The organism is Pseudomonas sp. IT-P12 (assembly GCF_949767465.1).
Classification (GTDB): Bacteria; Pseudomonadota; Gammaproteobacteria; order Pseudomonadales; family Pseudomonadaceae; genus Aquipseudomonas.
In genome coordinates this window covers 189,087-207,699 of sequence record NZ_CATKPY010000011.1, presented here as the reverse complement: position 1 = coordinate 207,699, position 18,613 = coordinate 189,087, and the positions used below count along the sequence as shown (strand labels likewise).

The window sequence follows — 18,613 nt, the reverse complement described above, 5'->3', positions numbered from 1 at the left end:
AGCACACGCGATGTTGTTCATTGGAGGCATGCAATGAGAAGTAAGCTGATCGTTCCGATGTTGCTGCTGTTGGCGAGTAGCGCCCAGGCAAACAGCGTTCAAGGCATCCCGTCATTCGCCGTGGAGTGCCCCGGCAAGTTCCTCGTCCAGGCGGATCAGGACGGGCCGGTGCTGATCAACAGCAAGGAAGCCGACACCAAGGCCATCACCGACCGCCGCTTCGAGGCCAAGGGCTCCGGTATCACGCTGTCAATCGTACTCGCCGATGACGACTCGGTGGAGGTGTCCTCGACCGGCAAGGCCAATGGAATGTGCCAGTCAGTCGACGATTGACGACTCGTCGGACGGCTCACGCCCAGGGTCGGTTGGGACACGGGAGCGCCTCGGCGACCTGGGCGAATCCGCCGTGATCGGCAACCGCCAGCAGATAGCGAAAATGTCGCAGCTGCATGAGGCGATCGCCCATACGCCGAGCTTTAGCGTTTGACCGACAGATCGGACTGGGTCATTCGACTGCGCACGGTAAAGACGCCGTCACCGGAGAGAATCGCACTGCGGGCGAACAGGCGGCCGCTTTCCCAGTTCGAAAGCCCCAACTCCGGCTTGTTCAGCGCGTACTGCCCGTCGACCCAGCGAGTGATGCCGTTACCCACAAACGGTGCGTTGACCGCATTGTAGAAACGCTCATGCGCTTCGGGCGTCTCACTGATCAGCGACACGGTGAATTGCGGGCTGTAACGATTGAACAAGGCGATGGCACTGTCCAGGTCGTCGACGATCTTCAGGCTGACCTCCGGGGTTTCTTCCCATTCCCACTCGCGGCCCAGTTGGTCCTCCGGCAGCGGCTCGGCCATGGCCTCAGTCTGATAGCCTTCGGCGCGGCAGACGTCGACGGTCGCGTGCCGCCAATCGTAGGGCAGGCAGGACTCGCTGCCCTCGACGATGTGCAACTTGCAGCTCTCGTCCCGCGCGGCGCCCGCCTCTTTCAGTGCGTGCAGGAACAGCGGCACCAGTTCTGCGGCGCGGTCGCGGTGGATGAGGCAGACGTTCAGGGTGTTGCAGACCTTGCGATCCAGGGAGTTGCGCACCACAGCGGCAAAACGTGTGGCATCGGCGTCCTGGTCGGCGATCAGCCAGGCGCCACCGGTGCCGTGCAGGCTCACGGCGGTGCCGGCCTGTTGCGCAATACTGCCCAGTTGGCTGACGGCACGTCCCGACCCTCGGGCCACCGCCAGTGACAGGCGGCGGTCGGCGAACATCGCCCAACCGGCAGCGTGGTTGATGCTTTCCACCAGAGACACCGCACCAACGGGCAGGCCAGCCGCCTCCAGCGCCGGGTTCAGTGCATGGGTGACGATGGCCTGGGCCGTGCCCAGGGCATCGCTGCCAATGCGCAGTACGGCGGTGTTGCCGGTGCGCAATACGCCTGCGGCATCGGCGAAGACATTCGGCCTGCCCTCGAAGACAAAAGCGACGATGCCCAGGGGAGAAACCACCTGCTCCACCTTCCAGCCTTCATGTTCGACGCAACTGATGACTTTGCCGCGGGTGGCCGGAGCATCGCGCCAGGCCCGAAGGCCGGCGATCATGTCGCGACGCATGCGCTCATCGGCCAACAGGCGCGTGGTCGAACGCCCCCGTGTCTTGGCCCACTCGATGTCGGCCAGGTTGGCGGCCTCGATCAGGTCCCAACAGTCCTGATTCTCGAGGCGCTGGGCGAACAGGTCGAAAAACTCGCTGATCGCCTGGTCCGAAACGGCCGACAACGCGGTAAAGGCCGCCTCTGCCCGTTCGATCGCCAGCGCCGCCGCTTTCTGGTCAGCCACGGGAATCAGCAGCAATTCGCCGCTGACCTGCTCGACCAGCAGATGGTCCCCGGGCTGGAAGCGCAAGGCCAGTTCGGGGCTGACCACGGTGACGCGGTTGCCGGCGAATGGGATTGGCGTACCAGCGATTAGACGTTCGAGCGCAAGAGACATGAAACGGTTTCACCATGCAGGGAGCGGTTGGGAAAGGTATAGCAAAATCCCGCCGGGGTAAAAGCGCCAATTGGGTCTCGTTTGCAGGCTCGCTCTGAATCTTGAATGTGGGAGCGAGCCTACTCGCGATGACGGTGTATCTGACACGCTGAATGTGATGCTGCCGATGTCATCGCGAGCAGGCTCGCTCCCACAGGGGGACGTGTGATCGCCCGAGTTCTGTATCGCACTGTGTACACGCCCGTCCCCGACACACCGCGCCGACAAAACCCCGCACCGAAGACACATCGCGGATACACCCGATTGATGAAATGTGCCTGTCGGTCGGCTCAGCCGGTCACTGCACTCAACTCACTCAATGCACGGGGTATCACCATGTTCAAACTCTCGACGTCCTCCCTGACACTCGGCCTGATCGTTGCTGGCGGCCTGGCCCTGGCCAATGTCGCATCCGCCTCCGAATCCGAAGCGTTCAGCATGAAACAACTGGCCCACGGCTACAGCCAGGCCCAGGCCGACAGCGCCGAGAAACCGGCTGAAGGCAAATGCGGCGAAGGCAAGTGCGGCGCCGGCGAGTAACCCCTGCGCGGGGCTGCCCGGCCCCGCATCCCTGACTGAATGGAGACCCAGTCCATGAACGCTGCAATTTCATCGGCCGTCAAAGGCCTGCACCTGAATCTCGACCGCGCCGGTGCCTGGCTCGCCCCCCTGACCCTGAGGCTGTTCATCGCCTGGGAATTTTTCGAGTCCGGCCTGGAAAAATGGAATGGCGAAAATTGGTTCGCCGATATCCAGGAGCGCTTCCCGTTTCCCTTCGATCAACTGCCGGCCACGCTGAACTGGGAACTGTCGATGTGGGCCGAATTGATCTGCGCCCTCGCCATCCTGGTCGGGCTCGGCACACGGATTTCGACCCTCGTGTTGATTGTGGTGACCGTGGTCGCGACCGCTGCCGTGCACTGGCCCGCCGATTGGTCGAGCCTGAGTGAACTTGCCCGGGGTTATGCCATCACTAACAAAGGCTACGGCAATTTCAAACTGCCGCTGATCTACCTCGCCGCGATGCTGCCACTGCTGCTGTCCGGCCCCGGCAAGCTCAGCCTGGATGCCTTGCTCAGCCGAATTTTCTGGCGCCGCGCCGCGCACTGAAATGTTAACGTGGCAGCCTGTATGTTCCACCTCACTTGTGCAGTACACAGGAGCCACCATGAGCGTGACCACCCAATGGATCGAGATCGACAGCGCCGAAGGTAAATTCGGCGCTTACCTGGCGATTCCGCATACCCGCAAAGGGCCCGGGATCGTGCTGATCCAGGAGATTTTCGGTGTCAACGAACACATCCGCTCCGTCGCCGAGCAATACGCCGCGGACGGTTACCTGGTGCTGGTGCCGGACCTGTTCTGGCGCAACGGCCACCGCATCGAACTGACCTACGACGAGGCCGGCTGGAAACGCGCCGTCGAATTGATGAACGCCACCGACATCGACAAGGCACAGAAGGATATCGAACTGACCATCGACGCCCTGAAAGCCCAGCCGGGCCTGGACGGCGGTATCGCTTCGATCGGCTACTGCTTCGGCGGCCTGCTGTCCTACCTCACCGCCGCCAACGGCCTGGTGGACATGGCCATCGCCTACTACGGCGGCGGTATCCAGAATCAACTGGACCGCGCCGATGAAATCCAGGTGCCGCTGCTGATGCATTTCGGCGAAAAGGACAGCCACATCCCCCTCGAAGCCGTGGAGCAAATCGCTGAACGCTTCGAGAACAACGAAAACGTGGAAATCGTTGTGTACCCGGAGGCCGAGCACGGTTTCAACTGCTCGCATCGCGACAGCTACAACCAGCGCGCGGCGGCCGAGGCCCATGGCAACTCGTTGATCTTCCTGGGGATGGAGTTGCCGTAAGCAGGCTGCGACCGTAACGCTGACGCTGACGCTGAAACTGTAGGAGCGAGCTTGCTCGCGAAGATCGTCAATGATGACGCTGAGTGCCTGACACCCAGCGGCGCTTTCAAGATCTGCGCGAGCAAGCTCGCTCCCAAGTTCGGGGCGTGATTAACGGGCTTCGCCCCCCTTGGGCTTATAGAAGAGAAACATCTCCGTCTCGGTGGTCTTGAGGTACTTCTTCGCCCAATCGGGTTTCACGTTGCGGTCGTGAAAGTACATCGCACCGTTGGTTCGGTCGTTGAGTTGTTTGTTCAGGGCCTTGCGCGCGATTTCCTTGGCGATCGCGTATTGGGTGGCCTCCTGGACGGTGTCGGGACGCCCGTCGCACCACCAGGAAAACTGGCAGTTCTTGCTTTCCGACCCTTGCTTGACCACCGCGCACACCGTGTCCGGAAAGCCTTCGTGCCCCAGTCGATTCATCACCACGCTGGCGACCGCTTCCATGTCGGCGGACGACTTGCCTTTGGCTTCCCAATAAATGGAGCGCGCCAGGCAGGTGATTGCATCGTCCAGGGGGGCCACACCGGCGGGATCGACCGCCTGCACTTCCGAGGTGGTGATGGCTTCGGATTTGGCGACCGGTAAATCACCGCCCTTCTCCGCCGCCTTCTCTTCCAGCACTTCGGCCTTGTTTTCTGCGGCTTCCTTCTGTTCCTGTTCAGTGGCCGATACCTGGCTGCTGAGTAGCGTGATTGCAATGCAAGCGGCTAGACAGATAAATCGCATGATCAACCCTTCCAGTTGAGTCCGATTCAATCAACACAATGTCGGCACACAGCAGTCGTTCGGGCGACATGGCATGAGTGTAGTTGCCAAATGCCATTCCGCTTGAGGGCCCACCTGCTGTATTTCTCGCGAAAGGCATTGCGCAAACGGGGGTGTCATCGCGCATCATGTGCGCAGTCTGATCGAGGGAGATTTCCATGCCTGTCCTGCCATCCGCTTTGCGTCTTGCCACGTTGTCGTTGAGCCTGTTGTTCGCCGGGAAGGCGCTGGCGGTCGACGAAAAACAACTGATCGATTCGATCAACGATTACCGCAGCCAGGTACAGCGTTGCGCCGGCCAGGTGTCCTCGGAACTGCCGCCGCTGGCGGGCGACCCTCGACTGGCACTGTCTGCCACCAGCATCGGCAACCTGCAACAGGCCATGGTGAGCGCGGGCTACCCGATGAAAAACGTGCAGGCGATCAGCTTGTCCGGCCCACGGGATGCGGCGTCTGCGATGAAAGCGATCCAGGAGAGTTTTTGCCAGATCGTGCTCGACCCGCAATTTGTCGACATCGGCGTGAGCCGCGATGACCGCGACTGGCGCATCGTGGTCGCCCGTCCGCTGTTGAGTGCGCGCCTGGGCACCTCCCAGGCTGAAGGCCAGAAGCTGCTGGCCGAGCTCAATGCCGCCCGCAGCCGGCCACACCAGTGCGGCACTCAATCCTTTGCCGCCGCGCCGCCGCTGACCTGGAACCCGACGTTGGCATCCGCCGCCGAAGAGCACTCGCGCTCCATGGCCAACAACAACTACTTCGACCACAAGGACCGCGACGGCCGTACGCCGGGGGACCGCGCTGAGCTGGCGGGCTACAGCGGGGTACAGGTCGGCGAGAACATCGCTGCCGGCCAGGACACCGCGTCGCGGGTGGTGGCGGGCTGGGTGGCCAGCCCCGGCCATTGCGCCAACCTGATGAATCCGCAGTTCCAGGAGCTGGGCGCGGCTTATGCAGTGGACCCCAAGAGCGACTCGGGCATCTACTGGACCACGATGTTCGGGGCGCCACAATGATCGTCCGCCCCAAACCCAACCTGATCAACATTCTCACGTCGCTCAAGGGTTCGATTTTCAAGAAGATCGTGCTGCGCTGCCTGATGGTGACGCTGCTGGCTTCCGTCATCGTGCTGGTGGAAACCCTGCAACCGAATTATTTCGCCAAGGTCAACGCAACGCCGTTCACTTTGCTCGGTTTGTCGCTGTCGATCTTCATGAGTTTTCGCAACAACGCCTGTTACGACCGCTGGTATGAAGCGCGCAAGGCCTGGGGCGACATGATGGTTGCGATCCGCTCGATGATCCGGGAAACCCAAGCGATCAAGGACGTGACGCAGCGTCAGACCCTGCTGCGCAACCTCTGCGGATTCACCCACGCATTGAATGCCAGGCTGCACGCAAAGAATGAACTGCAAGCGGCTGGCGACTGGCTTGAGCCAAGGCCGGACGCCAACGTACCCAACATCAGCGCACGCATTCTTGATCACGTCGGCCAGCAGTGTTCGGCACTCGGCGAGGCCGGTGCGATCAGCGAATGGCGCTACACGGTCATGGCCAGCCACCTGACGAGCCTGACCCACGCTCAAGCAGTGTGCGAACGGATCAAGCACACGCCTTTACCCTTCGCCTACACCCTGTTGCTGCACCGAACCACCTACCTGTTCTGCATCCTGCTGCCCTTTGCCATGGCCGAATCCCTGGGTTGGCTGACGCCCCTGTTCACCGCCATCGTCAGCTACACCTTCTTCGGCCTGGACGCGATTGGCGATGAGCTGGAGGACCCGTTCGGTCGCGACGAAAACGACCTGCCAACCGAGGCACTCGTGCGCAACATCGAACGCGAGGTCCTCGCGACGCTGGGCGAAACCGAGCTGCCGCCGGTCCTGGAACCCGTAGACTTCGTGTTGAGCTGAAGGGTTCAGACCTGAGCCTGGATGACCTCGACACCCAGCTTCCGGTAGTCGTTGATATCGCCCGACGCCACGTGACGCTCGGTGATCAAGGTCTGAATGCGGTTGCAGGGCGCCACCACAAAGGGTTCGACAGCGCCCAGTTTGTCCGCCGTAGTGACCGCTATCACCTGGGAGGCGCTGTCGATCAGCGCCTGTTTGACCGGCACTTCATCGAAATGCAACGAACTGATACCCACCTCCGGATGGATCGCGCAGACCCCGGTAAAAAGCACGTCAGCCTTGATCCCCTGCAACAGCCGCAGGGTCTCGTGACCGCTGACGGACATCGTCGCGAGGTTCAGTTGCCCGCCCGCCAGAATCACTTTGATACCCGGGTATTCAGCAAGAATGATCGCAGTCATCGGCGATGGAGTGATGGCGGTCAGGGTGATGTCCGGACGTAGCGAGCGGGCGATCTGCAAGGTGGTGCTGCCGGAGTCGAACATCACGATCTGGCCGTCCTCGACCCGGCTGGCGGCGATCTGTGCCAGGTGGGTCTTGACCTCATCGGTCTCGCTGACCCGGGTAAAGTAATCCTTGCCGGTGTCCTTCGGCCGGGGCAGCGCCCCACCGTGCACACGCTGCACCAGACCAGCGGCGGCCAGTTCCGAGAGGTCGCGGCGGATGGTGTCTTCGGAAACATCGAAATGCTGACTCAACTCGCCGGACATGACCTTGCCGTCACGTTCCAGAATCAACAGGATTTTCTGCCGACGCACAGGCGGCAGCTCGGTGAGGGAATGCGAATCTTGCATGTTTATGCCTGAGAGTGCGGGTTTGTGCGAGATTAGTCAAACCCTTTCACAAAGGCAATCGAACCGCTGTGCTCAGTTGCTGGCGACCTGGGCGACATTGCCTGAAGTCACCAGCGCCTTGAGCGATGCATCGAACTGTTGCAGCGCGTTCACTTGCAGCGCAGTCTGCTGTTCGATCTGTGCAGCGATCTCCGGCGCGGCCTTGCCCTGCACCCACACCGATGGCATCTGCTGGGTGCGCGAGCCTTCGGCCTTGCCGATGTACTGCAGGTTCGAATCATAGAACTTCGCCATGAACCGCGCCTCGACCTGGTCGTTGCGCTTGGACACCAGCCGGCTGTAGGTGTCCAGCATCACCACCACGTCCGGGTGCGCCTGCACCAGTGCGTCGAGGTTGTCGTAGACGGTCACCGAAGCGAACTGCTGGTGCAACGAACTCAGCAGCCAGTTGATCGCCCGTTTCGGGTCGGAACTGCTGACGAAGGCGTTGCTGATGCGCGCGTCCAGTGCCGGGTTGCTCGCGCCCTTGAGCGCGACCGAATGGTATTGCTCAAGGTAGTCGAGGGTATTGAGGGTGTTTTCGCTGTAGAGCACGCCCACCGATTGGCCCGACTGGAAACTGACGGCGCTGTCGGCGACCGGCAGGAAGTGACAGGACGGTTCGGCAGCATTGACGGGCGTGGTGACAGCGGCACTGCCAGTCAACACAGCAACAAGGGCCAACCAGGTGGGAATTCTCATCGCGCAGCTTCCTTCGGGAGCGGATTCGGTATGCGCCTATCTTCCTCCCTTGCCGGAAAAACAGAACTTGCGTTTATTGATGGTCGCCATCAACTAAACGAATGATTGGGCGCATCCGGTCACGAAACGACAGGACAAAACTATTTTCCGACATACAGCAGGTGTTTTTCAGGCTCCTTGCTAACCTTTTATTCCGGGCAGCCGATGGCTCTGCATCAGGAAAAGGAGCAACACAGATTGAGAAACAACCAACCAGTAACGCAGCACGAAGTTGCCCTGGGACCTCAGCAGAAACTCATCTCGACAACCGACGCACACGGGGTCATCACCTACTGCAATGACGCCTTCGTCGAGATCAGTGGTTTCAACAGGTCAGACCTGATTGGAGCGCCCCAAAACATTGTTCGACACCCCGATGTGCCCCCTGCCGTCTTCGCCCACATGTGGAGCGCGCTCAAGCAAGGCAAACCCTGGATGGGCATCGTCAAGAACCGCTCGCGCAACGGTGACCATTACTGGGTCAATGCCTACGTGACGCCCGTGTTCGAAGGCAGCAGGATCGTCGGTTACGAATCGGTCCGGGTGAAACCCGACGCCGACCAGATACGCCGCGCCGAACAGCTCTACAAACGCATCAGCGACGGCAAGGCGGTGCTGGGGGCCAGCGATAAATGGCTGCCTGCCCTGCTCGACTGGCTGCCCGTGCTGGCGATGGGCGCGGCGGGCACACTGGGTGGCGCGCTGCTGGGCACCACACCGGCCATTGTTCTCGCGGTCGCGGTGTCGGTGCCGATCGGCCTGCTGGTGTCGCGTCGGCGCAATCAAGGTGCGCTGCAGGTGTTGCAGATGACGGAAGCCACCACGTCCGACGCGTTGATCGCAAAGATGTACAGCGACGCCCACGGCCCGCAGGCACGCCTGGAAACGGCGTTCGTCAGCCAGGCCTCGCGCCTGAAGACCTGCCTGACCCGCCTGCAGGACACCGCCGAACAGCTGAACGGGCTGGCGGGCAGGTCCGACGGGCTGGCCGCCGACAGCTCCCGTGGCCTGGAGCGCCAACGGGTCGAGACCGAACAGGTGTCGACGGCCGTCAACCAGATGGCCGCGACCACCCAGGAGGTGGCCAGCCATGTCCAGCGCACGGCGGATGCCACCCAGGAAGCCAATGTGTTGACCGGACGTGGGCGCGATGTTGCCCGCGACACCCGCGAAGCCATTCAGCGCCTGTCGGCGGTGGTCGGCGAGACCGGGGAATCCGTGGCGCAACTGGCCAGGGACAGCAATGAAATCGGCATGGTGGTCGATGTCATCAAAGGCATTGCCGATCAAACCAACCTGCTGGCCCTGAATGCTGCGATCGAAGCCGCCCGAGCCGGTGAGATGGGGCGCGGTTTTGCCGTGGTCGCCGATGAAGTCCGGCAACTGGCCCAGCGCACCACCGAGTCCACGGCGCAGATCCACGGTTTGATTTCCAAGTTGCAGCACTCTTCCAGCAACGCGGTGAAGACCATGGAACACGGCCAGCGCCAGGCCGAAGAAGGCGTGAGCTGGGTACTCGAGGCGGACAAGGCGCTGGTGGGCATCAGCGACGCTGTCGCGAACATCACCGAGATGACCACGCAAATCGCCGCCGCGACCGAAGAGCAAACCGCCGTGGCCGAGGAGATCAGTCGCAACATCACCACCATCGCGACCCTGGCCGATCAAACGTCAGAGCAGGCCCGCCACTCTGCCGACCTGAGCAAGGAGCTGACGCAAACGGCGCAGACGCAGTACTCGCTGGTGGAGCGGTTCAACCGGTAAAAACGGCTGGCTCCTGCAGGAGTGAGCTTGCTCGCGATGACCGTCAACGATGACGCTGGAGACCTGATGGCCCGCAGCGTTCTTGAGGCCATCGCGAGCGGGCTCGCTCTCTCAGGGGCCGCGGTGGGTCAGACCACCCGTTCCAGGGTATCCACCCCGGTTTTCTTCTTCCCCCGGCTCCACAACATCAGCAGAATCCGCACGCCCTTGTTCCACGCGTAAGCCACCGCGACACCGCCGACGATGGCCAGCACGACGCCCAACACCGGCTGCTCGGCGATACGACGCGCCACGGACCAGAACTGGAAATGGGTCAGGTAGATGAACAGCGTCGACGACGCGATCAGGGCCAGCCCCCGTGAAAGGAGCCCCGGCACGGGAATCGACTTGATCCAGATCAGCGCGAGAACGCCCGGAACGGCGATGTCGATGTATTCCCTGGCGACCGATGCGTGCCGGTACAGGTACAGCAAATCCTCCCCGCCCATGACAATGACGGCCAGCGCACTGACCACCCACTTCTGCACGCTGGAATGGGCGTAGTGGATGGCCATGCCGAGGACCATGGTTGCCAGATAGTGTTGCGGCACCCGGTTGTACAAGGCGCTCGCATCGAACAGCCAGGCACTGATCGCAAGGTCCATCACGGCCAGTGTGCCGGCAGTGACCACCAGGTTCTGGAACGGGTTGGCCATGATCACGTGTCTGACCCGTTCGAACGACAGGGCGAAGCCGATGATCACGATCATCTGCACCAGCACTTCGATGTACCAGTAGGTGAACACGCCGATGACACTTTCGGGAAACCAGTTGGAAATGAGCAACAGGGTTTGCCAGTGGAACTTGTCGAACATCACCTGCACCAGTATGGCGTAGAGGATCGTCGGCGCAGCGATGGCGGCAATCGACTTGCCCAGCGAACGTGCATTGCCGCGCTCATTGATGGCTTGCAGCTGAAAGCGTGCCAGGGCGATCCCGGAGACGATGAACAGCACCTTGGTCTCGCCCACGATCGGCCATCTGGCAAAGACATGAAGATGACCGATGACAATGAACAGGATGGAAATCACCCGCAACAGGATGGGCAACTCCATGGCGCGTATGGAAAACCTCGAAGACCGGGTTTTCTGTGTCAGTGCGCACAATTCGCGCACCGGCATCAGCTCCCAGCGATCCGGCAAATGGCCGATCAGTTCTTCAAGCACCATCGAGGCTTGCACAAACGACAGCGAATCCCCGCCCAGTTCGACGAACGACAGGTTGGCATCCAGCTGCGGCACTTCGAGTATTTCCGACCAGGCCGTCGCCAGTTTCAGGGTCAGTGGCGACAGTTCCTGGCTGGTCACTGGCGCTGCGCCCTGGTGTTGGGCCATGGCGGGCAACGCGCGCTTGTCAATCTTGCCGTTGGGGGTCAGCGGAACGCTGTCGATGAACACGAACTGCGCCGGCACCATGTAGTCCGGCAACGCCTGGCCGAGGTGCTCGCGCAAGTGCAGCGGGGATACGTCTGCGGTGGCCACACAATAGGCAACCAGCCTCTGGTTTGACGAGTCCGCCTGGGCCAGCACCACCGCCTGCTTGATTCGCGGATGCCGTGCAAGCACGCCCTCGATTTCGCTCAGTTCGATCCGGTGCCCGCGAATCTTCACCTGACTGTCCCCTCGGCCCAGGAACATGACACTGCCATCAGCCTGATAAGTGCCGAGGTCGCCGGTCTTGTAGCAGATGTCCTGCCCGATCCGGGTAAACGGGTTGACCACGAATTTGTCACGGGTCAGCGCCGTATCGTTCCAGTAGCCCAGGGACAAATAAGGGCTGCGGATCAGGATCTCGCCGACCTCGCCCTCGGCGGCCAGTTGACTGGATTCGTTCACCACCAGCAGTTGCGCACCCTCTATGCCCTGGCCGAGCGGGATCCTGTCATTGCCTGCTTGCGCATCGATGCGGTGGTGGGCCATGGCCTGCGGCGTTTCGGTGGTGCCGTAGAAGTTCACGTTGCCAGCCTGGGGAGCGATCAGGCGAATTTGCTGGTAAAGCGTTTTGCTCAGGGCGTCCCCGCCCCAGAAAAACCAGCGCAGGGCGTCGAACGTCAGTCCGCCGAGCTTTGCCCCGGTTTCAATCAGTTTGCCCAGCGGCGGCGTAAGGTGGATGACGGAAATCCGCTGGTCCCTTATCCAGGTGGCCAGCGCCAGCGGATCGATGAGGGTCGACTGGGCCGGGCAAACCACCGTTGCACCGATCGACAGCGGCGTGAACACGTCCCGGTAGACCGGGTCATGACCAAGGCCGGACAACAGGGAGAAACGATCGTCCCTGGAGAACCCGTGCTGCCGGGTGTGCCATTCGATGAAATGCACCAGCGGCGCATGGTGGGTCACGACCCCTTTCGGTTCGCCAGTACTGCCCGACGTGAAGGTGATGTAGGCCGCTCGGCCCGGATCGACGTCCGCCAGGGTCTGATCGCCGGCGAACGCCTGCAAGGCGTCGGCAGGCAGTTCGGGAATACGGATGACCGGCGTCTCGAGCTTGAGATCAACGGTGGCGTCGCCGCACAGCAGCACGAAGGCAGGTTCGAGCGTGCGAATGATCTGATCCACCCGCGCCGCCGGATAGGCGGCGTCGGCCACGGTGAAGGCCAACCCACCACGCAAGGCGCCCAGCATGGCGTAGACCAGCCCTGCACAGCGACTCGCAACGATCACCACTCGGTCGGTTTCGGTGGCGCCCCTTTCGATCAGCAGGCCCGCCAGGCCTCGGCTGATCGCCTCCAACTGGGCATAACTGCATTGCGCCCCGGCAGAAATGACCGCCGTGGCCCCGGGCGCACGGCTCGCTTGCTCGAGGAAGTCGGCGAATATCGGACGTTCAGCACAGTAATCCAGGCTGAGTTCAGGGTTGGGGCGAAGGTCATGCATTTGGTTTTTTTGCTCCGCGTGATCCATACGAGGTCAACATCGCGCCCCGATAAGCCTGGGTGAACTGACGCGGAGTGTAGCCCAAGCCGAGCCGGGACAAACAGCTCAGTGCCCGCTCAATCGGCGGCTCCCGGCCGCCCGGCGAGCGGCGCGTGCCGGGCCAGCAACTCGGCCACCCAATCGATGAACACCCTCAGCTTGAGGCTGATGTGCCGGTTCGGCGGGAACGCGATGTAAAGCGGCATCGTCTCCAGGCGCCAGTCTTCGAACAGCGGCACCAGCTCGCCGCTGGCCTCGAACGCCCTGGACATGTACCGAGGCAACCAGAGGACGCCGAGCCCGGCCAGACCGGCGGCCAGGTAGGCGTTGCCATCGTCGACCGCCAGCGCGTAGCGGCCTTTGACCTGCACCCTTTCGCCCTGTTTTTCCAGGGCGTAGGGCACCGGTTTGCCGGTGCGTGCCCACAGGAAGCCGACAATCCGATGCCCGGACGCCTCCAGGTCGCGCGGATGCGCCGGCCTGCCCACCCGGTCCAGGTAACCCGGCGCGGCAAAAATCCCCAGCGGCAAGTCGGCGATCCGACGGGCCATCAGTGACTGATCCACCAGTTCACCGCCGCGCACCACGCAATCGACGTTTTCATCGATCATGTCGACGATGCGGTCGCTGACCCCCAGATCGATCTGGATATCCGGATAACGCGCATAGAATTCGGGCAATGCCGGCACCAGGATCAGGCTCGCCAGCGGGCTCGGCACATCCACCCGCAACCGCCCGCGCGGCAGCGACGAAGCGGCGGACAGGCTGGTCTCGGCATCGTCCATGTCGGCCAGCAGCTTGATCGCCCGCTCATAAAACACCGCGCCATCGGCGGTGACGTTGACTTTGCGCGTCGTGCGGTTGAGCAGCTTGACCCGCAGCCGCGCCTCCAGCTGCTGCACCAGCTGGGTCACCGTGGTTTTGCTCATGTGCAAGGTGTCGGCCGCCTTGGTGAAGCTGCCCGCCTCCACCACCCGCACAAAGGCTTGCATCGCATCGAAACGGTCCATCACAGCCCCTCGTGGCAATCGGATTGTTTGGTTTTCCCAAACAGTGATCGCCAAGGTTGCTCGTTTATCGCTCCGGTGCAAGCCCCTAGAGTGCTCCTATCGCAGGTTTCGGGTCGCATCAGACCTTTTCTGGAGGCACTGTATGACACAGCGTGATGTTGTTTTCCCGCCTGGACGCCAGGCACTTTATGAGCGCAACCGTTACTCGCCGGCCGTCAGGTCCAACGGTTTTCTGTTCGTATCGGGGCAAGTGGGCAGCCTTGAGGACGGTTCAGCCGAACCCGATCTGGAAGCCCAGGTCAGGCTCGCGTTTACCAACCTGGACGCGATCCTGGGCGCGGCCGGTTGCGCCTTCGACGATGTGGTCGATGTCACCGTCTTCATGGTCGACCCGCAGTCGACGTTCGAGCGCATCTGGAAGATCGTGCCGGAATTCTGGGGGCACGCGCCGCACCCGACACTGACCGGAATCGGTGTCACCTGGCTGTACGGTTTCCAGTTCGAGATCAAGGTGATTGCCAGGCTGCCACAAGCCATCGACGAGTGATCTGTCGCCGACGACGGTTTTTACGCTGCTCACCCCGGGCTGTTCAGCGTTAGAATCCATGGGGTTCGGTTCACTTCAAGGATGCCCGGTATGTCCAGCCACGAGACTTCCCTGCAAGACAGCGCCGCGCCGGAGGGTGTGTGCTACGGCTGCGGCGGCAGCAACCCCCACGGACTGCAAATCAAGAGCCATTGGCATGAGGACGGGGTGCATGTCATCGCCGAGCACCTGCCCGAGGCGAAGTATTGCGGCTGGCCGGACCTGGTCTACGGCGGGCTGATCGCAATGCTGGTGGATTGCCATTCCAACTGGACGGCGATGGCCTATCACTACCGCCAGGAAAACCGCGAGGCCGACAGCTTGCCGCGCATCAACTGCGTCACCGGCCACCTGGGCATCAAGTTCATCAAGCCGACGCCCATGGGCGTGCCGCTGATCCTCAGCGCGAAAGTGGAAGGTGAAGTGGGACGCAAGACCCGGGTCATCTGCGAGGTGTACGCGGGAGATGTGCTGACGGCAGTCGGGGATTCGGTTTTCGTGCGTGTGGACGCCGGGCAGTTGGCGGCCCAGGCGCATGCCCGGTAAACGGAAGAAGGCGCCCGCGGCGCCTTCGACTCGATGGCGACCGGCTTAAAGGTCAGTGATTTCCTTGTGGCGCGGCACCAGCACTTTCATCACGCTCCACGCCACCAGGTAGGCCAGCGCGCAGATGGCAAACATGATCATGTAGCCGGTATGGATGTCGTTGATCGATTTGTAGTAGTCGAACACCCAGCCACCGATCTTGGTCATTACCACGCCACCCAGGCCACCGGCCAGACCGCCGATACCGACCACCGAAGCCACGGTTTTCTGCGGGAACATGTCGGACACGGTGGTAAAGATGTTGCACGACCAGGCCTGGTGCGCCGAGGCGCCCACGCCGATCAACAGCACCGGCACCCAGAAACTGATGTAACCCAATGGCTGCGCGAGCAGGACCAGCAGCGGGAAGAACGCAATCACCAGCATGGCCTTCATGCGACCGTCGTACGGCGCATCGCCACGCGCCATGAAGTAGCTGGGGAACCAGCCACCGCCGATGCTACCGACCATGGTCATGCTGTACAGCACCGCCAGCGGCCAGACAATCGCCTGCCCTTTCATGCCGTACTGCGCCGACAGGTAGGTGGGCAGCCAGAACAGGAAGAACCACCACACGCCGTCGGTCATGAACTTGCCGAAGGCAAACGCCCAGGTCTGGCGGTAGGTCAGCAGCTTGAACCACGAAACCTTCTTCTCCAAAGCACCCGGCTCGGGGGCGGTGAGGGTCTGGGCGTCACTGCGAATATAGGCCAGTTCCTCGGCGGAGAGGCGTTTCTGCTGGTCCGGTTTTTCGTACAGTGCGATCCACAGGATCACCCAGACGAAGCCCAGCATGCCGATCACGATGAACGCGGCTTCCCATCCCCAGAGACCGGCAATCAGCGGTACGCAGATCGGCGCCAGAATAGCGCCGACGTTGGCACCCGAGTTGAAAATACCCGTGGCGAACGAACGTTCCTTTTTCGGGAAGTATTCGGCCGTGGCCTTGATCGCGATCGGGAAGTTACCCGCTTCGCCGATCGCCAGCACGGCGCGGGACAACATGAAGCCGGCAATGGAAACCGGGATGACCGCCAGGCCGAATGCGCTGCACATCGCGGCGATCCCCTCGCCCATCGGCACGGAAAACGCGTGCATCATCGCGCCGGTCGACCAGATGCTGATCGCCAGGATGTAGGCCTTCTTGGTGCCGATCCTGTCGACGAAACGCCCGGCGAACAGCATGGAAATCGCATACACGAACTGGAACACCGAGGCGATGTTCGCGTAATCGCTGTTGCTCCAGCCGAACTGCGACGACAGATCCGGCGCCAGCAGGCTGAGCACCTGGCGGTCCAGGTAATTGACGGTGGTGGCAAAAAACAGCAGCGCACAGATGGTCCAGCGGTATTTACCGACGGCCTGGCCGACACGTTGCGCATTAATGGGCTCGTTCAGATTCATGGCATCACTTTTATTGTTGGAGTTGGGTGATGATCGCTCGGGGTCAAGCGAGATCGGTGCTCACGCGCAGCACGCCGATGGGCGCGTCGCGTCAGGCGAACAACAGGTGCATCAGGCGATGGGCGCAGCAGCCAGGGATAACGGGAATGAAACGGGGAAAGATCGAGCGGTCGATACCGGACCACAGGGAGCGAGGTCGAGGGAGATGCAAAGGCGGAGTGTGTTCATGATGAGGCCCGGTTTTTTGTTATGGGGGTTTGTAACATCATATGTCGTCGTACAACTGTGCCTTTTATAGCGATTCCCCTACCCGCCGTCAATCAGCAAAATTACCGTTCGTCTCCGCATTCACCTTTGCCTGAGCGCGACACTGCAAGCCATGGCGCGTTGCGCCCGGGCAATTGACGTGTGGGGAGATCGAGCCTAGAAAAGTCGTACGACAACGCATGTCGCCCGATAGGAGAGTCGATCAAGCGTCACCGACTCAGGAAACCATCATTTGACCAGGCGCTTTTCCTTGGACGGGCGATAGCCGAAATACGAGCTGTAGCACTTGCTGAAATGGCTCGGTGAAACAAAGCCGCACGCCACCAACACATCGACCTGGGACAGCTCCGTGTGCTGCAACAGGCGCCGCGCCTCGGTGATCCGCAATTCCATGTAATAGCGCTGCGGTGTGGTGCCCAGTTGTTCCTTGAAAAGGCGCTCCAGCTGTCGACGGGAACGCCCGGCGTAGACGGCCAACTGTTCCAGCTCCAGCGGTTCCTCGAGGTTGGCGTCCATCAGCTTCACCACTTCGCGCAGGGGCGCGCTGACGCAGATGTTTTCCGACGGTTTGATCCGCCGGTAGCGTGATTCCTCGAACGCCAGGATGTCTTCGATGCCCTCGACCAGCGCCTTGTCGTGCAGGCCCTTGATCCAGTCCAGCGCCATGTGGAAAGCCCCCGACGGACTGGACGCCGTGAGCCGGTCGCGATCGATGACATAGGGTTCGCTGGTGACGTGCGTGCCCTTGGCGATTTCCGCCAGGGCGGGCCGATGTTCCGGGTGGATGGCGCACCGATAACCGTCGAGCAAACCGGCGATCCCCAGGAACCACCCGCCATTCCACAGGCCGGCCAGGCTGACGCCTTGATCGGCCGCCGTTCGCAACAGGTTGACCAGCTCATCGCTGGCCTTCAGTTCGGTGCGGTAGCCGCCGCAGATGACCAGCAGGTCGAGGTCGTGGATCGCCGCCGCATCGATCCGCGCATCCGGACGAATGACCAGTCCCAGGTCACTGACCACCTCGCTGTCGTTCAAGCCGAACGTACGGGATGAGAACAGTTTGGGTCGCAGCAGGTTCGCGGTGACGATGGTATCCAGCGCCTGAGTAAAGGCCGGCAGGGAAAAATGCTCGAGCAGCAAAAAGCCTGTGCGTGTCAATTGAACAGGCTGGTTGGGGTTTTCGTTCAGATAGCGAAGGTTTTTCCCCTTCATGCCTCCGCTGAATTGGCGACGTTCGATCAAGGTTCAGGGCACTCGGTTACGTTAACGAACAGGCAATCAGGATATCGCAAATCCTCAGGTGTTCACCGATCTCCTGCAGGCGCGAGACCGCCCTACTGGCAAATCGAATGGAACCTCGCGTCTTGCGCTGTTTTCGAAGGGTTATGAGCGCTGATCCTTTCCTGGGCGAGGCGCCATTGAAGAGGAAGATCCGATGAACACTCGAGTTCTGCTTCTGATCGCCAGTTTCAGCCCGACCCTGGCGTTCGCCGAAGGCTGTGACGTGTTGACCCGCTCCCAAAGCCCTTCGGTGCCGGTGGTCGAGTCCCACAGCTGCTATGAGTACGAAGGCATGCCGGTCAACGCCATAGACTGGTCGTGCAGCAATGAAAGCAAGGAAATGCTGACCAGCACCAAGAAAAAGGTCGCACAGTGCGACGATCACTACCAGGCCAGTTGCGTTGCCACCCTGACCCAGGAGTCGTTGGCCAACCCGCATTCAACGAGCAAGGACAAGAACGCCAAGTCGCCGAACATTCCCGACAATGCCCAGGTCACCACCTACTACTACGACGCCGAGCACTTGAGTCAGGTGAAGGCGGATTGCGAATCGGGCGGCGGGCATTGGAAAACCCGATGAGGTT

At 61.6% G+C, this 18,613-nt stretch carries 18 protein-coding genes and 2 pseudogenes; 11 read left to right on the top strand and 9 right to left on the bottom strand.

The window, feature by feature from the left end:
- The first annotated feature begins 33 nt into the window (after positions 1-33).
- Positions 34-333, top strand: a complete 300-nt coding sequence (locus ACM6IM_RS04215; protein WP_192303219.1) for a hypothetical protein — start codon at positions 34-36, stop codon at positions 331-333.
- 23 nt (positions 334-356) lie between these two features.
- Here ACM6IM_RS04215 and ACM6IM_RS04210 read toward each other — a convergent pair.
- Positions 357-451, bottom strand: a pseudogene (locus ACM6IM_RS04210) (LysR family transcriptional regulator); the annotation flags it as partial.
- 25 nt (positions 452-476) lie between these two features.
- Positions 477-1,979: an aldehyde dehydrogenase family protein gene (locus tag ACM6IM_RS04205; protein ID WP_414864278.1), complete on the bottom strand. Its 1,503-nt coding sequence runs from the start codon at positions 1,977-1,979 to the stop codon at positions 477-479.
- Between the two features lie 375 nt (positions 1,980-2,354).
- Between ACM6IM_RS04205 and ACM6IM_RS04200 the strand changes: the two genes are divergently transcribed.
- From ACM6IM_RS04200 to ACM6IM_RS04190, 3 genes are read left to right on the top strand one after another with little or no spacing between them, the layout of a single operon-like run.
- Complete coding sequence (locus ACM6IM_RS04200) at positions 2,355-2,558, top strand: hypothetical protein (RefSeq protein ID WP_192303223.1); 204 nt, start codon at positions 2,355-2,357, stop codon at positions 2,556-2,558.
- 54 nt (positions 2,559-2,612) lie between these two features.
- Entirely contained in the window at positions 2,613-3,128 is a 516-nt protein-coding gene (locus ACM6IM_RS04195) for a DoxX family protein (RefSeq protein ID WP_414864277.1), read from the top strand.
- Positions 3,129-3,186: 58 nt separating this feature from the next.
- On the top strand, positions 3,187-3,888 hold the full coding sequence (locus tag ACM6IM_RS04190) for a dienelactone hydrolase family protein (protein WP_192303227.1): 702 nt from the start codon (positions 3,187-3,189) through the stop codon (positions 3,886-3,888).
- A gap of 150 nt (positions 3,889-4,038) precedes the next feature.
- Here the strand turns inward: ACM6IM_RS04190 and ACM6IM_RS04185 are convergent, their stop codons facing one another.
- On the bottom strand, positions 4,039-4,656 hold the full coding sequence (locus ACM6IM_RS04185; protein WP_192303229.1) for a cell wall hydrolase: 618 nt from the start codon (positions 4,654-4,656) through the stop codon (positions 4,039-4,041).
- 197 nt (positions 4,657-4,853) lie between these two features.
- Between ACM6IM_RS04185 and ACM6IM_RS04180 the strand changes: the two genes are divergently transcribed.
- Complete coding sequence (locus tag ACM6IM_RS04180) at positions 4,854-5,708, top strand: CAP domain-containing protein (RefSeq protein ID WP_192303231.1); 855 nt, start codon at positions 4,854-4,856, stop codon at positions 5,706-5,708.
- Complete coding sequence (locus ACM6IM_RS04175) at positions 5,705-6,604, top strand: bestrophin family protein (protein ID WP_414864276.1); 900 nt, start codon at positions 5,705-5,707, stop codon at positions 6,602-6,604. The genes ACM6IM_RS04180 and ACM6IM_RS04175 overlap by 4 nt, the downstream gene beginning before the upstream one ends.
- A 5-nt stretch (positions 6,605-6,609) precedes the next feature.
- Here ACM6IM_RS04175 and ACM6IM_RS04170 read toward each other — a convergent pair whose 3' ends face one another.
- Complete coding sequence (locus tag ACM6IM_RS04170; RefSeq protein WP_414864275.1) at positions 6,610-7,398, bottom strand: DeoR/GlpR family DNA-binding transcription regulator; 789 nt, start codon at positions 7,396-7,398, stop codon at positions 6,610-6,612.
- A gap of 72 nt (positions 7,399-7,470) precedes the next feature.
- Positions 7,471-8,139 carry an ATPase gene (locus tag ACM6IM_RS04165; RefSeq protein ID WP_414864274.1) on the bottom strand — a complete coding sequence of 223 codons (669 nt, stop codon included), beginning with the start codon at positions 8,137-8,139 and terminating at the stop codon, positions 7,471-7,473.
- Between the two features lie 204 nt (positions 8,140-8,343).
- On the opposite strand from ACM6IM_RS04165, the pseudogene ACM6IM_RS04160 reads away from it, so the two are divergent.
- Positions 8,344-8,643: pseudogene (locus tag ACM6IM_RS04160) on the top strand (PAS domain-containing protein); the annotation flags it as partial.
- Between the two features lie 207 nt (positions 8,644-8,850).
- Complete coding sequence (locus tag ACM6IM_RS04155) at positions 8,851-9,942, top strand: methyl-accepting chemotaxis protein (RefSeq protein WP_414864828.1); 1,092 nt, start codon at positions 8,851-8,853, stop codon at positions 9,940-9,942.
- A gap of 128 nt (positions 9,943-10,070) precedes the next feature.
- Here ACM6IM_RS04155 and ACM6IM_RS04150 read toward each other — a convergent pair whose 3' ends face one another.
- Together ACM6IM_RS04150 and ACM6IM_RS04145 are read right to left on the bottom strand one after the other, a co-directional pair.
- Positions 10,071-12,857: an amino acid adenylation domain-containing protein gene (locus tag ACM6IM_RS04150; RefSeq protein ID WP_414864273.1), complete on the bottom strand. Its 2,787-nt coding sequence runs from the start codon at positions 12,855-12,857 to the stop codon at positions 10,071-10,073.
- Between the two features lie 116 nt (positions 12,858-12,973).
- Positions 12,974-13,906 (bottom strand): LysR family transcriptional regulator, encoded by a 933-nt coding sequence (locus ACM6IM_RS04145; RefSeq protein ID WP_201190086.1) that lies wholly within the window; start codon positions 13,904-13,906, stop codon positions 12,974-12,976.
- A gap of 142 nt (positions 13,907-14,048) precedes the next feature.
- Between ACM6IM_RS04145 and ACM6IM_RS04140 the strand changes: the two genes are divergently transcribed.
- The gene (locus tag ACM6IM_RS04140; protein ID WP_414864272.1) at positions 14,049-14,453 is read left to right on the top strand and encodes a RidA family protein; all 405 of its coding nucleotides are present in this window, start codon (positions 14,049-14,051) and stop codon (positions 14,451-14,453) included.
- A 90-nt stretch (positions 14,454-14,543) separates the two neighbouring features.
- On the top strand, positions 14,544-15,038 hold the full coding sequence (locus tag ACM6IM_RS04135) for a PaaI family thioesterase (protein ID WP_192303247.1): 495 nt from the start codon (positions 14,544-14,546) through the stop codon (positions 15,036-15,038).
- 45 nt (positions 15,039-15,083) lie between these two features.
- Here ACM6IM_RS04135 and ACM6IM_RS04130 read toward each other — a convergent pair whose 3' ends face one another.
- Entirely contained in the window at positions 15,084-16,481 is a 1,398-nt protein-coding gene (locus ACM6IM_RS04130) for an MFS transporter (RefSeq protein ID WP_414864271.1), read from the bottom strand.
- A 495-nt stretch (positions 16,482-16,976) separates the two neighbouring features.
- Positions 16,977-17,990, bottom strand: coding sequence for a GlxA family transcriptional regulator (locus ACM6IM_RS04125; RefSeq protein ID WP_201190094.1), 1,014 nt, complete (start codon positions 17,988-17,990; stop codon positions 16,977-16,979).
- 193 nt (positions 17,991-18,183) lie between these two features.
- On the opposite strand from ACM6IM_RS04125, the gene ACM6IM_RS04120 reads away from it, so the two are divergent.
- Positions 18,184-18,609 carry a hypothetical protein gene (locus tag ACM6IM_RS04120; RefSeq protein WP_192303255.1) on the top strand — a complete coding sequence of 142 codons (426 nt, stop codon included), beginning with the start codon at positions 18,184-18,186 and terminating at the stop codon, positions 18,607-18,609.
- Positions 18,610-18,613: the final 4 nt, after the last annotated feature.